The 12,420-nt window shown below is 36.1% G+C and carries 22 protein-coding genes and 1 tRNA gene; 9 read left to right on the forward strand and 14 right to left on the reverse strand.

Annotated elements, in window-relative coordinates; translation table 11 throughout:
* The first annotated feature begins 28 nt into the window (after window positions 1–28).
* Window positions 29–289, forward strand: a complete 261-nt coding sequence (locus IGI73_RS11110) for a hypothetical protein (RefSeq protein ID WP_029487098.1) — start codon at window positions 29–31, stop codon at window positions 287–289.
* Between the two features lie 1,125 nt (window positions 290–1,414).
* Here the strand turns inward: IGI73_RS11110 and IGI73_RS11115 are convergent.
* Window positions 1,415–1,612, reverse strand: coding sequence for a hypothetical protein (locus tag IGI73_RS11115; protein WP_016610885.1), 198 nt, complete (start codon window positions 1,610–1,612; stop codon window positions 1,415–1,417).
* A gap of 117 nt (window positions 1,613–1,729) precedes the next feature.
* Here IGI73_RS11115 and IGI73_RS11120 point away from each other — a divergent pair, with 117 nt between their 5' ends.
* Window positions 1,730–1,915: a DUF6440 family protein gene (locus IGI73_RS11120; protein WP_003126526.1), complete on the forward strand. Its 186-nt coding sequence runs from the start codon at window positions 1,730–1,732 to the stop codon at window positions 1,913–1,915.
* 61 nt (window positions 1,916–1,976) lie between these two features.
* Here IGI73_RS11120 and IGI73_RS11125 read toward each other — a convergent pair whose 3' ends face one another.
* The 9 genes from IGI73_RS11125 to IGI73_RS11165 all read right to left on the reverse strand — a co-directional run bounded on the left by IGI73_RS11125 (window position 1,977) and on the right by IGI73_RS11165 (window position 5,762).
* Window positions 1,977–2,279, reverse strand: coding sequence for a MazG-like family protein (locus IGI73_RS11125; protein ID WP_438759211.1), 303 nt, complete (start codon window positions 2,277–2,279; stop codon window positions 1,977–1,979).
* A gap of 23 nt (window positions 2,280–2,302) precedes the next feature.
* A complete protein-coding gene (locus tag IGI73_RS11130) occupies window positions 2,303–2,683 on the reverse strand; it encodes a hypothetical protein (RefSeq protein WP_438759212.1) in 381 nt (126 codons plus the stop codon).
* Window positions 2,643–2,945, reverse strand: a complete 303-nt coding sequence (locus tag IGI73_RS11135; protein WP_438759213.1) for a hypothetical protein — start codon at window positions 2,943–2,945, stop codon at window positions 2,643–2,645. The genes IGI73_RS11130 and IGI73_RS11135 overlap by 41 nt, the downstream gene beginning before the upstream one ends.
* Before the next feature lie 4 nt (window positions 2,946–2,949).
* Window positions 2,950–3,450 carry a Holliday junction resolvase RecU gene (locus IGI73_RS11140; protein WP_438759214.1) on the reverse strand — a complete coding sequence of 167 codons (501 nt, stop codon included), beginning with the start codon at window positions 3,448–3,450 and terminating at the stop codon, window positions 2,950–2,952.
* Window positions 3,425–3,832: a hypothetical protein gene (locus IGI73_RS11145; protein ID WP_438759215.1), complete on the reverse strand. Its 408-nt coding sequence runs from the start codon at window positions 3,830–3,832 to the stop codon at window positions 3,425–3,427. Before IGI73_RS11145 ends, IGI73_RS11140 begins: the two co-directional genes overlap by 26 nt.
* Window positions 3,833–3,846: 14 nt before the next feature.
* Window positions 3,847–4,671, reverse strand: coding sequence for a rolling circle replication-associated protein (locus IGI73_RS11150; protein WP_438759216.1), 825 nt, complete (start codon window positions 4,669–4,671; stop codon window positions 3,847–3,849).
* Between the two features lie 408 nt (window positions 4,672–5,079).
* Window positions 5,080–5,373 carry a hypothetical protein gene (locus IGI73_RS11155; RefSeq protein WP_142964693.1) on the reverse strand — a complete coding sequence of 98 codons (294 nt, stop codon included), beginning with the start codon at window positions 5,371–5,373 and terminating at the stop codon, window positions 5,080–5,082.
* Window positions 5,366–5,620: a hypothetical protein gene (locus tag IGI73_RS11160; protein ID WP_087627986.1), complete on the reverse strand. Its 255-nt coding sequence runs from the start codon at window positions 5,618–5,620 to the stop codon at window positions 5,366–5,368. The genes IGI73_RS11155 and IGI73_RS11160 overlap by 8 nt, the downstream gene beginning before the upstream one ends.
* 4 nt (window positions 5,621–5,624) lie before the next feature.
* The gene (locus IGI73_RS11165) at window positions 5,625–5,762 is read right to left on the reverse strand and encodes a hypothetical protein (protein ID WP_170927549.1); all 138 of its coding nucleotides are present in this window, start codon (window positions 5,760–5,762) and stop codon (window positions 5,625–5,627) included.
* 93 nt (window positions 5,763–5,855) lie between these two features.
* Between IGI73_RS11165 and IGI73_RS11170 the strand changes: the two genes are divergently transcribed.
* Window positions 5,856–5,993, forward strand: a complete 138-nt coding sequence (locus IGI73_RS11170; RefSeq protein ID WP_438759217.1) for a zinc ribbon-containing protein — start codon at window positions 5,856–5,858, stop codon at window positions 5,991–5,993.
* 150 nt (window positions 5,994–6,143) lie between these two features.
* Here the strand turns inward: IGI73_RS11170 and IGI73_RS11175 are convergent, their stop codons facing one another.
* Window positions 6,144–6,470: a DUF771 domain-containing protein gene (locus IGI73_RS11175; protein ID WP_041120560.1), complete on the reverse strand. Its 327-nt coding sequence runs from the start codon at window positions 6,468–6,470 to the stop codon at window positions 6,144–6,146.
* A gap of 15 nt (window positions 6,471–6,485) precedes the next feature.
* Complete coding sequence (locus tag IGI73_RS11180; protein ID WP_438759218.1) at window positions 6,486–6,749, reverse strand: helix-turn-helix transcriptional regulator; 264 nt, start codon at window positions 6,747–6,749, stop codon at window positions 6,486–6,488.
* 149 nt (window positions 6,750–6,898) lie between these two features.
* On the opposite strand from IGI73_RS11180, the gene IGI73_RS11185 reads away from it, so the two are divergent.
* The 4 genes from IGI73_RS11185 (at window position 6,899) to IGI73_RS11200 (ending at window position 9,866) form a co-directional block, all read left to right on the forward strand.
* Window positions 6,899–7,336 (forward strand): helix-turn-helix domain-containing protein, encoded by a 438-nt coding sequence (locus IGI73_RS11185; protein ID WP_144316751.1) that lies wholly within the window; start codon window positions 6,899–6,901, stop codon window positions 7,334–7,336.
* Between the two features lie 8 nt (window positions 7,337–7,344).
* Window positions 7,345–7,821 (forward strand): ImmA/IrrE family metallo-endopeptidase, encoded by a 477-nt coding sequence (locus IGI73_RS11190; RefSeq protein ID WP_438759219.1) that lies wholly within the window; start codon window positions 7,345–7,347, stop codon window positions 7,819–7,821.
* 93 nt (window positions 7,822–7,914) lie between these two features.
* Window positions 7,915–8,625 carry an Ltp family lipoprotein gene (locus IGI73_RS11195; protein ID WP_438759220.1) on the forward strand — a complete coding sequence of 237 codons (711 nt, stop codon included), beginning with the start codon at window positions 7,915–7,917 and terminating at the stop codon, window positions 8,623–8,625.
* 107 nt (window positions 8,626–8,732) lie between these two features.
* Window positions 8,733–9,866, forward strand: a complete 1,134-nt coding sequence (locus tag IGI73_RS11200; protein ID WP_438759221.1) for a tyrosine-type recombinase/integrase — start codon at window positions 8,733–8,735, stop codon at window positions 9,864–9,866.
* A 142-nt stretch (window positions 9,867–10,008) separates the two neighbouring features.
* Here the strand turns inward: IGI73_RS11200 and IGI73_RS11205 are convergent.
* Window positions 10,009–10,096, reverse strand: a tRNA-Ser gene (locus IGI73_RS11205).
* Window positions 10,097–10,180: 84 nt separating this feature from the next.
* On the reverse strand, window positions 10,181–10,747 hold the full coding sequence (locus IGI73_RS11210) for a TetR/AcrR family transcriptional regulator (RefSeq protein ID WP_010749693.1): 567 nt from the start codon (window positions 10,745–10,747) through the stop codon (window positions 10,181–10,183).
* Between the two features lie 278 nt (window positions 10,748–11,025).
* Between IGI73_RS11210 and IGI73_RS11215 the strand changes: the two genes are divergently transcribed.
* Together IGI73_RS11215 and IGI73_RS11220 are read left to right on the forward strand one after the other, a co-directional pair.
* On the forward strand, window positions 11,026–11,784 hold the full coding sequence (locus IGI73_RS11215; protein WP_010749694.1) for a threonine/serine exporter family protein: 759 nt from the start codon (window positions 11,026–11,028) through the stop codon (window positions 11,782–11,784).
* Window positions 11,781–12,251, forward strand: a complete 471-nt coding sequence (locus tag IGI73_RS11220) for a threonine/serine exporter family protein (RefSeq protein WP_016608602.1) — start codon at window positions 11,781–11,783, stop codon at window positions 12,249–12,251. The genes IGI73_RS11215 and IGI73_RS11220 overlap by 4 nt, the downstream gene beginning before the upstream one ends.
* Window positions 12,252–12,420: the final 169 nt, after the last annotated feature.

A 12,420-nucleotide genomic window follows, 5' to 3' on the forward strand; every position in this document is an offset into this window, starting at 1 on the left:
TGATATAATCGCCACAGGAGGCGATCGTATGAAAATTACTGTTGATGCACGTGCTGCTATGAAATCTGCTGCGGAATACGTTTTAAATGATTTGGAGTGTCTACCAGTCGAGCTTGAACTGACAGACGATCCAAACGACTTATTAAAAACTGCGTCCGATATTACTAGTGAATATCAAGACGAGTTCTTTCGTTGTCTTGAAATGGAATTCAATTTTAGATTATTCCATAGTATTAGCGAACAACTTGCTGATAACGGAATTCATATTGTTCGAAAAGAAGACTCATAGTGGGTCTTGAATTACCTCCAACTTTTGCTTTAGAATATTTGTAATGCTTTTATATTCTTTTAACTAACCCTTTTAAATTTTTAGGTATCGCCAGCAACTTTATAGTTGTTGGTTTTTTATTTGCTGAAAATGATTAACTAAAGTACTATTTAAAAAAAGGCACACTCCTAATCAAAAGTATTGAGGCCCAATCAATTTTAAACGTAGCCTTTCCAGTACCTCTGCTCCAATGGTGCTGGTTTTTTGTTGTGATTATTCCGTTATAGCTGACGATTGCGGAAATTTACTGCTATCTTTTATTATTTACTGTCTTGCAATACTGTAAGGGTTGCTGACTCCCCTTAATGATATAATTTGATTATTAATTAAAAAGGAGTCTTTTTATGGACAAAGTAAAAGAAGTAGTTTCAGTAATACTAATATTTGCTTTGATATATTTTTTGTTGTGTCTCGTTGCATCTCTCATAATCAGTTTTTTTAGATTAGTTTTTAAAAGAGAACCTTTCTTTCTAAACTTTAAAGAATTATTTCTTGACTTGTTTTTAGAAATTTTGAATCCTTTTAATTATCTGTTCTGATTAAAGCATTTCGTCGGATAACTGACTTGGTAAAATATAAAATATGTTACAATACCTAAAAGGAGGTATTGCTTTGGGAACTTTTTTAGCTTTTATTTGGTATATTTTTATAGGATTTATGCTTTATGGAATCATCAGGTTAGCAGTTAAACATGGGATTGCCGATTCTAATAAAGATAATCTGTGACATAGTTACTACTCTTTTAGGGTAGTTTTTTTATTTCGTTAGATAGTGAAAATATTTATTCAAAACTTCCTTTTTAATCATTTTTTTACATTGAAAATAAAATATGATATTCTGTTCAAAAGGAGTGAGTACATTGAACAGAAAAACTAGTTTCTACCTTTATCTGTTAGCCGCTTTTGTAAACCTTATAGCAGCTTTTTTATTTTTAACTTCATTTGGTGCCATTCCAAAAATTGCAGGGCTTTTATTTTTTGCCAGCTTTTGCGTCCATCTAATACGAGCAATGAAACTAAAGAAATCTGAAAATCACAACTGATTCTTATTTCATTTCGCTAGTTGACTATTTTGGTGGATTACTGACTAAATTGTTCGTTCTTTTCCACCATCAAGCTTGATCTGGTTATACCCCAAATCTACTGTAATGCTTTCCACGTGTTGAGGGGTTCCCCGCTCATATCCTGCTTCATAATGACTTTTTTCATAGTAACTAACGGTAGAAACTACAACTTCTGCATCCGGATTATTTTGCAATATACTAATCAAATCTTTTGCTTTCATGTTTACCCTCCTATTCCGCAATCTCTGTCGTTACTAAATTTTCATATCTACAAACATTTATAGTATTTATTTATTTTGTTTGTTTATTATGATATTTTATTTAAAAGGAGTGATTCTATGGCGAACAATATTGAATTTGAAGTTGAAAAAGTTTATAAAGGCAGAACCAACGAAATCTTTGTTATTACTGATCCCGAGACACAGGTACAATATATTCAAACAATTGTTATCGGTTCTGACGGAAAAGGCGTCGCAATTACACCAAGACTAGAGCCAGATGGAAGTATTCATTATAAGGATTAATTAGATCAACTTGTGTTGGTCTTTTTTCTTTCCAAGTTGGTAATTTCTTCCGATTCTGGAATTATTTCAGGTCACTGGACTTAACGAAAACACCATTGACCATCTTTCCAGTCCGTCCTTTGATTTCGTCATAAGCAAAATTCAAGCACTCGTATAAATCCATATCATTTTGCATTGCCAAGATGATCAGGGTTACTACTACATCGCCAATACTATCTCTTAGTGCATCTCGATCGTTTCTTGCTAATGCAGCTGCAACTTCACCAGTTTCTTCGACAACTTTCAACATTTGTTTGCTAGAATCTGCTTTATCCAATCCTTTTTCTTTTGACCATTGTTCTACTAATTCAACTAACTCATTCATGAATTTCCCTCCAATTATTTTGATTAATCGTAATCAACCCCATCGTCAATGGTTCCATTCCAATCCTTATAGCGGTAAGTCCTTCCTTGTTTATCTTCATGACCATAACGTAATAAATCGCTCATCGTTCGATTTGCTTTTTTGCACTTCCGACATACGTCTTTCCGAGTACCTGTGAAAATCACTTCGCCTTTGTAAAGAACCTCTACAATTCGCAAATGGGATTGCTCACCTCTCCAAAGTTCAACACGCAATGCTTCTCGCTCGTCCTCAATTAATGGATCAATCTCTCGATCATCAAGGCTAGAAAGGTAAAGCAATCGTTGTAGTTTTAAAGCACGTTCTCTGTGGCGTTTCTTTTTCTCATGTTCTTTCTGCTTCATCGCCTGTTGGTTCTGTTTCATGTTGATCACCTCCTGCATCTGCTGGCTTAAACACATATTCATAAGGCTCCCACTGCTTATTTCCAAGAAGGCGATAGTACTTCCCTGCAAGTGTAATAATAAAATGATAGGTATCTGCCTTCTCCGGAACGTAACATCTTGCATAGTATTGACGGTAATTCTTGGGATTGTTAGAAAAATACTCAACCGTCCATCCTCTTACCTCGCAAAACATGGTGAATTCGACACGTGCTACTTTAAAACTGGTTATTCTTTCATCCATAGGATCACCAATTCGTTTTATTCAGAAAATCGATGTAGCCCGGCGTAGCAACCTGATACTCTTCCAACTCTTCTTCAAGAATGTACTGACGGCCATATTTTTCTTTCATGTTCTGCCAATCACTCCATGGGATAAACCCAACGGTCTTTTTGATCATGCAGCAAACACCTGCCATCGCTCCTAATTTTTGATGGAGATCCAACAAGGCCGCCTGATTTTGTGTGATCACTGATTTTTTTAATCGATCCGTTGTGGTCATCTTTGCTTCAAAAACAATGGCACGTCCATCCCAGAGAGTGCCTTTATAATCTGGTTGAGCTTTCCCGATCGGATAAACGATCATTCTGCCATCGCCGAGTATCTGCTTCACACGAAAAGGTTCAGGTGTTTTTTCAATTAAAGCAATTTCTTTTGTTCTGTAATACCAACATCCTTGATCAATCATTTTTTCAAAGATATCGCCCAAATCATTGTTGACTCTATTTTGGTATTTTCTTGAAGACATCGTTTCTACCTACTTTCTTCATTAGTTCAGTAATAAATCCTTCTTTGTCGTTTTGCCCAAATGTATCTAATGTTCTTCGGTAAATGCGCTCATAATGTGCTTTATCTTCAAAACAAACGAATTGTGAATACCGATCACTCTTAACTATTCCTGTGTATGCTGAATGATCATTTAACTTGTTTGATGCAGCATCGCAAATTTGCTGATTTTGAAGAAACCGGATTTTCTTTTCTTCTGATTTGATTTCCAATGTTTTAATACATGGAGAAAATTTCCCTTTGTTTTGATCATCAATGTTTAACATCAAAAAGACTTCCTGCATCATGTCGATACAATCTGATTTATCAAAGCAGGCGACCAGATACGTTTGTTTACTTTCCATTTCTACCTCTTTCTCTATCCATCATCATTTCTGAACAGTTCGATTTTGAAATACCATCCACGATCCTCATCGTAGATTTTCAATATATCTCCTAAAATCCGGTATTGAGGAAACCTCTTAAGAATCTCCTCTGCTCCATCATCGTTGGACATACCTAATTTATTTAGTTTTCTAAATGACCAATAATCATCATTGGTGGTTTCATGTGGTTCTTTCAGGTTTCGACTCTTGGACCATCGCTTTTGACCTTTCTTCCACTGGCGGTTTTCCCATTTTTCTTGACCAGTTAAATAATTGACCAAGCCTTGCATCCCATCTGAATTGTATTGAATGTTTTGCACTTGCCTTCGACCAAGAGGCTGCTTCTTCTTTCCTCGACCTTTAGACCAAACATTCTCAATTGCATCCCTTGATGGTCCATTGTTTAAAACGATATGGTGATGGATTCGAGTGATATAGCCTACTTCCTCATCGTATTGATAAGAGGTAAACCACATGTACTTGAGTTCGAATCCTTCTTTCTCATAGAGTCTTTTAAGTTTTTTCAAAGTGTTTTCTTGATCACGCTTGGCATCAGCAGGCTTTTCAGGTAGAAACTGATCGGAATAAGTGAATGTTGCATAGTAATCTTTTTCTCCAAAGTTTGCATATAGGAACAATGCGGCCTTTCGTTTACTTTGGGCTTGATTCCATCTTGCTTGAGATAAGCCAGTAACTTTTTTTCTCCTACCTCTGGGCTCTCTGCATTTTCGTTCCTGCTCGATCGTCCTACTGTAAAGTCGAATTTCTTTATATGGTCCTGCTTCCACTCTGCGTTCTCTAACAAATGATTTCTTCATGACAAACACCCCAGAATTTTCTACGTCCGTTAAGTTAGTATCTAATACAAGGACGATAAAACGCCGAAATAGCAGCGTTTTTTGCAAAAATAGACTGAGGATGGTATACTTATCTTGTCGGAGATAAGAAACACCATTCTCAGAAGTCGCCAGTTTTGGCGGCTTTTTTTATTGTTCTGAAAACTGGAAAAGAACCTTTTCTTCGGTTGGTTTTCCCAAATGAAAAATATGGTGATACAGAGTCCTTCCACGCAGCTGAAACGTCTCCACTCTGCCTCGCTCAGTTTTCGCTTCAATACTGTATACATAATTCTCGCCACGTTTTCTCATACGTACCTGCATCACAATTGCAGGCATTTTTTCCAAATATTCGATCGCCTTCGACAACATCTACATCACCTGCAGCCTTCACTCATCTTCGAACAAATTTATCTGTCCAGAATTATTGACATCAATTGGATAAACAACTGGTTCCAATTCTCGTTTCGGCAATCCATGATTTGATTCTGCATCGATGGTAATTCCTCGATGATCACTAGTGACTTTGATTCCAACCTTTATTGATATCGTACGTTTCGCTTCAATATCCTTTTGAGTATCCTGTAAATCGTTAGTAATTGTTCGAACTTCTGCATCTAGCAAACTGTTGACTTTTGCCATCAACTTATCGGCTAATGTCAGAGCTAACTTGTCATTATTCATATTGAATTCCTCCTTTACTTACTAAATCCGGTAGCAACTTAGGGATGGCCATTTGTAACTTTTGAAACTGGTCATCTGAAACAACAAAATATAAGGCAATCGTTGGTGTCTCATCGCTATCAAATGAACGATCCTCTACTTCACATGTCGATTCAAACTTATTCCAGATAATCGACTTAATTTTTTGAGTGTATGGCTTAACATACATTCGATTAGTAGTGAAAATAATTTCTCTTTCTTTAAACATCTAGTTATCCTCCAATCATTAATAGGAAACAAATAGCTAACAAAATACCGTTTAACAATAAGCTGGCATAAGCAATCCCTTGTAATTGACGTGCTTTATACAATGGATTGTTATGAAGTGTAGCTAACCATTTCTTATTCACAAAATCACCACTTCCCCGTTTAAGTTAAATTTTTAGCGATTAGTCATTTTTAAATCCTTTTAGTGTATAATCTCCTTAGAGGAGGTGAAAAATATGACTTATACTACCGGAGAAAAACCCGGAAAAGGAACGTATACTTGTAAATCTTGTGGTCAAAAAGTAACTCTTGATGATCACACGGACACGCTTCCACCGTGCTCGCGCTGTGATGGCTCAACCTATACGAAATAACTTTTCCTTGGCGGCTTGCACCTAAGCTGCCTTTTTATGTTTTACGAAGTAACATTTTCCAAATAACATCATCCATCTACATGTGAATTTACCTTCTTTTGTAGAATAGTTAGTCCTGAAAATTCCTGTTTTCATTCTTCTCACCTCCTTTCAATCTGACATGATATTTGCCCAGTTTTCTTGCAAATACTTCGCCATTTCTAAAGCATTGAATTTCCAAGGATTCCCTTTGCCTTTTGAGTAACGAACAAAACCGCCGTTCCTGACATCTAGTATTTCTCTGTTTGGATAAAGGATTTTTTCCTTTATCCAATCTTCGTCAGTAGTTTGCAATCGTTCTTTGAGATCATCCATTGTCCATGTTTGACCCATCAAATCTTTTTTCTTTAATGATTCATATTCTTCAATCTCCACAACTTTTAAATGTGAAGGTATTAAAATTTGAATGGGGGTATTGATTTCAATGGTTTGAGACATAGTATTTCTCCCTCCTTAATTTCTTTGTTTACTTTTGAAGGTTAAAATTATTGATTTCTTTTTATCTTCCTCGTGTACGAAATTTTCGTATTCGTTACCTAAAAAAATTTCATCATACTTAACATCGAAAGCATCAATATATTTCCTAAGCAAACTATCTTTTATTTTGGAAGAATCTTTTTCCATGTTTTGAATAGTTCTTGAAGTAACATCGAAAAGTTCAGCTAGCTCTTCCTGAGTCAAACTATGCATCACTCGCAACTCTTTTAGGGTCTTCATTCAACTTCCTCCTCATAGTTCTGTATTTGATGAGTCAAATATAATACGATTTTTTCGTATTGTCAACAAACAAATTCGTAATTTTCGTATTAATATATTTACTTTGATTCGATTTTTTCGTATAATATGAAATATAAAGAGGTGACAACATGGATGATAAACAAAGGAATATCATTATTGCAGCAAATATAAAAAGTTATATTAGAAAAAATAATATAACCCAAAAACAGTTAGCTAAAGAAATTGGGATTTCTCCATCAACTATGAGTGACTATATGAATTTGCGCTCTAATCCATCTCATGGAGTTATTCAAAAAATTGCTGATTATTTTGGGATTATGAAAAGTGATATTGACACTACTTACAAAGAAAGTAAATCTTCAATAGATTCTATTTACAGCCAGTTGAACATGGATCGCCAAAAAAGAGTATATGATTTTGCTCAAAATGAACTCAAAGAACAGAAGAAAGAATTATTCACAATCGCAGCTCACTCTGACGATCCTAATAGGAAGTTATCTAAAAAAGAATTTGAAGATCTAAATCGATATCTAGATGAAGCAGATAAAAAATTTGATGATAAGTAGGGTTGCAGATGGATGATTTTGAAAATCTTTTAAACAAGGTTGCGACCGAAATTCCAGTTATAGAATTATCTTTAGAACAGGACACTGGATATACAGGTCTCTATAGAAACAATCGGATCTACTTAGATAAAAATAAATCAGGTAGAAAAAAGAAGGTTGTTTTGGCTGAAGAATTTGGTCACCATAAAAGAACTATTGGAAATATTCTTAATTATAAAGATCCCGAGGCTTGGAAAGAAGAATGGAAAGCTAGAAGATATGGTATTGAAATTCTGATCACACTTGATGATCTCTTAGACTGTGCTTTGAATGGATGTAACAACATTTATGAATGCAGCGAACACTTGAACGTAACTCCCGAATTTTTTGAAGATACCCTCATTCACTACTTCAACAAATACGGTAAATACCATTATCATCGCAACTATAAATTTACATTCGACAATGAGTTTATATTCGTGGAATCTATTAAAATTTTTGGATAAACAAAAAATCTTCTGGAAGTTCCCGCTTCCAAAAGATCTGCTCATTTCTGAGACTGTACAAATATATTATATCAAAGAAATGAGGAAAGAAAAATGGCAAAAAGAGTTAGAGGCGAAGATGGTAAAATGTACAAGGTTAAGAAACCATTTTACAAAAGGGTTTGGTTTTGGGTATTAGCTATTATCTTTATAGCAATAGTGGGTAACGGTTTATCTGGTGCTAATAATGATTCTGCTGCCGAAAAACCTTCAAACAGCTCTTCTGTCGCAGATAAGTCGACGGATTCATCAATTAAAGAAGAAAGTTCATCTACTGTTGTTGAAAAAGAGTCTAAGCCAGAAGATAATGTTTCTAGCGAATTTAAATCTGCACTGAATCAAGCGAAATCATATTCAGATACAATGCACATGTCCAAACAAGGAATTTATGATCAGCTAGTGTCCGAGTATGGTGGTCAATTTCAACCTGATGCTGCCCAATATGCAATTGATAATATCCAAGCAGACTGGAATGCTAACGCACTGAAACAAGCTGAATCTTATTCTGATTCAATGCATATGTCTAAACAAGGAATTTATGATCAACTAATTTCTGAAAATGGCGGTCAGTTTACTGCTGAAGAGGCACAATACGCTATTGATAACATTAAAGCTGACTGGAACGCTAATGCATTGGAACAAGCAAAGAGTTATCAAGAAAGCATGTCAATGTCCCCTGAAGGTATAAGAGATCAATTAGTCTCTGAACACGGAGGTCAGTTTACACAAGAAGAAGCTGATTACGCTGTTAATAATTTAGATTAATAAAAAACACGTCCCTCTTCTTGGCGGTCGAGGACGTGCTGGACACAAATAAACGTAAGGCTTATTTAGTCATGCCTATTGTAGCAAAACTAAGGAGTTGAATCAATATGGCTAGTATTCAAAAGAAAGATAATGGATGGCAGTATCGTGTTTCTTATAAAGATACTGATGGTAAATATAAAACAAAAACAAAAGGAAAATTTGCTACAAAAAAAGAAGCTCATTTAGCTGCAGCTGCTATTGAAAAGAAAATAACTGAAGGGTTTAAAATTTCTGATGCTGAACAAGAGTTTCCTGTTTATTTTCGCGAATGGTATGAAGTTTATAGAAAAGGAAAATTTTCAAAAGCAAATGATGCTGATATAGAAAAATCTATAAAATTTGCGGAAGCAAATTTCAAAGGAATAAAACTTAAAGATTTGAATAGGAAAATTTATCAACAGAAGTTGAATGAATTCGCTAAAACAAGACGTTCCTCCACTGTTTCAAAAATTCACATCTATATGAAAGCAGCGATCCAAGATGCACTGCAAGAAGGAATTATTTTCAAGGACCCTACTTATAAGGTTTCATCTCGTGGTGGTATTTCAGATAAATCAGATAGAGATAAATTCCTAAGCTACAATGAAACCAAAAAACTCACAAATTCTTTGATTGATGGTATCAAGCCAACCTACGTATCTAGATATATGATTCTTTTAGGTATTGCTACAGGAATGCGATATGCGGAGATTCTTGGATTGACTTGGAACTGTATAGATTTTGAAGATAAAACTGTTAGGGTTGATAAGACATGGGACTATGTATACAAACAGGACTTTTCAAATACAAAGAATTACCAATCAATGCGCCTTATTACTATTGACGACTTCACGCTTGACCTTTTAAAACAATTAAAGAAACATCAACGTGAATATTATTTTGGTAGGATACTAAAGAATGAGAAAAACCTAGTTTTCCTAAATGATGATATGGAGTTGATATCAAACTCTGCAGCAAACAAAACGTTGAAGAAACATCAAAAGAAAATTGGAATAGATCAACCGATAAACTTTCATGGACTTCGACATACACATGCATCAATTCTTATCTATCAAGGTGTTAATCTAAAATACGTTTCCAGACGTTTGGGCCATAAAAAAATTGAAACGACATTAGGTATTTATCAGCATATTCTTGATGAAATGGAACAAAAAGAATCTCAAATCGTTAGCACGACAATGGGTGAGCTATTTGCATGAATCCTTAATCTCGTGCAAAATCGGTGCAAAATAATCTTATTTTCTCTAGTTTTCTTCCATTTTCTTATATATTAAAAACCACAAGAACCCTTGATATATAAGCATTCCTTATATAATCAGGGGTTCTTCTGGTTTCTTCATAAGGAGAGTACAGGATTTGAACCTGCGCGCCGGGATGAACCGGGTCGGCGGATTTCGAGTCCGCTGCATTACCACTCTGCCAACTCTCCATAACAGTTATTTTCGCTAGTTTTATTAAAAATGTCAAGAAAAATCTGCACCCAATAAGTAATGGGATGCAGATTTTTTGTTCTTTAATCGAAGATGTAGCTATCTTTCTTTTCGATTACGCCTTCAATAGTCTCGTTGATGATTTTGATGATCTGGTCATCGGTGGGTGTGATGATACCCGCCGACATTAAGGAAGCCAAACCAGTCACAACGATCCATGCGCCATTATGTAATGCATTTACCGCATCTTCTGAAAGATCCGCATATTTTTCTTCTGATTTGATCAAGGATTTGAAATAGGTCGATGAAAAATCATGCATCAATTTCCCACCGCCATAGTCGTCGATAAAAAGGGCGATGTAGAGATTGTGCTGCTCTTGAGCGAAGCGTATATAATTCAGGCCTAAATCAACAAGTTTGTCTCCTGTTCGAACAACTGGAAAAACATTTTCCGATAAATCTTTGAAAACAGCCTCCACCAAGGTATTTTTTAAGTCCTGCATATTTTCGAACTCAAGATAAATCGGTTGAGTAGAAATTCCCATGTGCTTAGCGATATTCCGGGCCGTAAAATTGCCAAAACCTTCTCTATTGATCAGTTCATAAGCGGCCTTCAAAATGTGTTCTCTTGTATAGACCTTCCTTCGCATCAATAAATCCCCCTTTTTATATTTATTTAATTGTAACCGAGATATTCATTTTTTTAAAATAAAACACTCCATCCGTTATCTTATTTCTATTCACTTTGTTCATTAAAAACGAATGTTTACTAATTAAAAGAAGTGCTTCTCCTTTCATTTATCACAAAAAATCCTACGCATTGACTGCTAGTTATTTTTCAAATCTACTTTTCTTCCTTGTTGAAAACTCGCTGAAATTGTACACTAAGAATGTAGTGCGCAAATTCGATTGAAAAAGGAGTTTGGAAATGGCTGAATCAAAAGAGCTATTATTGGAGACCTGTTTGTTGGCAGGAAAAATCATGATGGAAAACGGCTCGGAAGTCTATCGAGTGGAAGATACAATGAATCGAATTGCAGCAAATGCCGGAGAGCAAGGCAGCATTAGTTATGTAACAGCAACTGGACTTTTTATGGGCTTACGCAGTAGCCACTATGCACAAGTAGAAAATGTTCATGATCGAGTCATCAATCTCGAAAAAATTGTTGCCGTCAACGGATTGTCTCGTGCCTATGCTGAAAAAAAAATCTCGTTAGTGGAACTGCACGAGGCATTAAAAAAGGTCAATCCAACGACACCAAGTTTTCCTTATTGGCTGCAGGTGTTTAGTGCGGGCGTGGTCAGCAGTACTTTAATGATTATTTTCGGCGGTGCTTGGTTTGATTTTCTAGCAACGTTTGTCATTGGCTGTCTGGGATTTTTATGCGCCTATTGGGTCAAAAAAGTCATCGATATCCGCTTTTTGGATATGTTTTGCGCCTCTTTACTGATCGGTACTTTGTCTCTTCTAGCGGTCTCTCTTCATGTCGCACAAAACGTCGATAATTTGATTATCGGTGCCGTCATGCCCTTAGTTCCTGGTGTAGCGATCACCAATTCCTTTCGGGATATTTTGGCAGGCCATCTCATCAGTGGGACTGCTCGGGGAACTGAAGCTATTTTCACAGCTGCCGCGATCGGTGTTGGCATCGCCACGGTCTTCACCTTATTTGGAGGGATCTCATGACGATTTTTATTCACCTTTCCTTTAGCTTTTTAAGCACCGTGACCTTTGGTATCTTGACCAATATTCCTAAAAGAGCTTTAGTTGCAACAGGCATTGCTGGAACGGTTGGCTGGATGATCTATTGGTCATTGAAAACGATTGGCTACGGTCTAGGCAGCGCCAACTTCTTAGCCGCATTTGCCGTCGGTTGCGTCAGCATCTTTTTTTCCCGCAGAAAAAAAATGCCCATGATCATTTTTAACATTCCTAGCCTCGTTCCTCTCGTACCGGGTGGTCCTGCCTACAAAGCCGTTCGAGAATTCGCTTTGGGCGACAACTTTGTCGGCTTTGAAAATCTGATGATCGTTGTCATCACTGCTGGGGCGATCGCTGGAGGCTTCATGATGACAAGTGTGGTTGAAAAGATCGTTAATCGTTGGCAAATGAAGCGAACGAAAAAACATCCCTCAGATAAAAAAATCTCCTGAAACTATTGGTGCAAAGAAACTATAAATTTTTCTTATTTCAGACTTTAGTACAATGTTTTCTTTTCGGACTTCTTTTATAATAAAGGCATACCTTACAAAACTGTTTGACGTTTGTCATTTGTTTTACTGGATTTTTCTGGTCTCACCCCGTATAGTGGGATTATGAAAC

Origin of the sequence: Enterococcus sp. DIV0755f (genome assembly GCF_051713725.1) — a bacterium.
Taxonomy (GTDB): domain Bacteria; phylum Bacillota; class Bacilli; order Lactobacillales; family Enterococcaceae; genus Enterococcus_D; species Enterococcus_D casseliflavus.

What these genes read in the sequence shown, in the direction of transcription:
- IGI73_RS11110 (WP_029487098.1), top strand. Translation starts at nt 29, where the DNA reads ATGAAAATTACTGTTGATGCACGTGCTGCTATGAAATCTGCTGCGGAA.
- IGI73_RS11115 (WP_016610885.1), bottom strand. Translation starts at nt 1,612, where the DNA reads ATGAAAGCAAAAGATTTGATTAGTATATTGCAAAATAATCCGGATGCA.
- IGI73_RS11120 (WP_003126526.1), top strand. Translation starts at nt 1,730, where the DNA reads ATGGCGAACAATATTGAATTTGAAGTTGAAAAAGTTTATAAAGGCAGA.
- IGI73_RS11125 (WP_438759211.1), bottom strand. Translation starts at nt 2,279, where the DNA reads ATGAATGAGTTAGTTGAATTAGTAGAACAATGGTCAAAAGAAAAAGGA.
- IGI73_RS11130 (WP_438759212.1), bottom strand. Translation starts at nt 2,683, where the DNA reads ATGAAACAGAACCAACAGGCGATGAAGCAGAAAGAACATGAGAAAAAG.
- IGI73_RS11135 (WP_438759213.1), bottom strand. Translation starts at nt 2,945, where the DNA reads ATGGATGAAAGAATAACCAGTTTTAAAGTAGCACGTGTCGAATTCACC.
- IGI73_RS11140 (WP_438759214.1), bottom strand. Translation starts at nt 3,450, where the DNA reads ATGTCTTCAAGAAAATACCAAAATAGAGTCAACAATGATTTGGGCGAT.
- IGI73_RS11145 (WP_438759215.1), bottom strand. Translation starts at nt 3,832, where the DNA reads ATGGAAAGTAAACAAACGTATCTGGTCGCCTGCTTTGATAAATCAGAT.
- IGI73_RS11150 (WP_438759216.1), bottom strand. Translation starts at nt 4,671, where the DNA reads ATGAAGAAATCATTTGTTAGAGAACGCAGAGTGGAAGCAGGACCATAT.
- IGI73_RS11155 (WP_142964693.1), bottom strand. Translation starts at nt 5,373, where the DNA reads ATGAATAATGACAAGTTAGCTCTGACATTAGCCGATAAGTTGATGGCA.
- IGI73_RS11160 (WP_087627986.1), bottom strand. Translation starts at nt 5,620, where the DNA reads ATGTTTAAAGAAAGAGAAATTATTTTCACTACTAATCGAATGTATGTT.
- IGI73_RS11170 (WP_438759217.1), top strand. Translation starts at nt 5,856, where the DNA reads ATGACTTATACTACCGGAGAAAAACCCGGAAAAGGAACGTATACTTGT.
- IGI73_RS11175 (WP_041120560.1), bottom strand. Translation starts at nt 6,470, where the DNA reads ATGTCTCAAACCATTGAAATCAATACCCCCATTCAAATTTTAATACCT.
- IGI73_RS11180 (WP_438759218.1), bottom strand. Translation starts at nt 6,749, where the DNA reads ATGAAGACCCTAAAAGAGTTGCGAGTGATGCATAGTTTGACTCAGGAA.
- IGI73_RS11185 (WP_144316751.1), top strand. Translation starts at nt 6,899, where the DNA reads ATGGATGATAAACAAAGGAATATCATTATTGCAGCAAATATAAAAAGT.
- IGI73_RS11190 (WP_438759219.1), top strand. Translation starts at nt 7,345, where the DNA reads ATGGATGATTTTGAAAATCTTTTAAACAAGGTTGCGACCGAAATTCCA.
- IGI73_RS11195 (WP_438759220.1), top strand. Translation starts at nt 7,915, where the DNA reads ATGGCAAAAAGAGTTAGAGGCGAAGATGGTAAAATGTACAAGGTTAAG.
- IGI73_RS11200 (WP_438759221.1), top strand. Translation starts at nt 8,733, where the DNA reads ATGGCTAGTATTCAAAAGAAAGATAATGGATGGCAGTATCGTGTTTCT.
- IGI73_RS11210 (WP_010749693.1), bottom strand. Translation starts at nt 10,747, where the DNA reads ATGCGAAGGAAGGTCTATACAAGAGAACACATTTTGAAGGCCGCTTAT.
- IGI73_RS11215 (WP_010749694.1), top strand. Translation starts at nt 11,026, where the DNA reads ATGGCTGAATCAAAAGAGCTATTATTGGAGACCTGTTTGTTGGCAGGA.
- IGI73_RS11220 (WP_016608602.1), top strand. Translation starts at nt 11,781, where the DNA reads ATGACGATTTTTATTCACCTTTCCTTTAGCTTTTTAAGCACCGTGACC.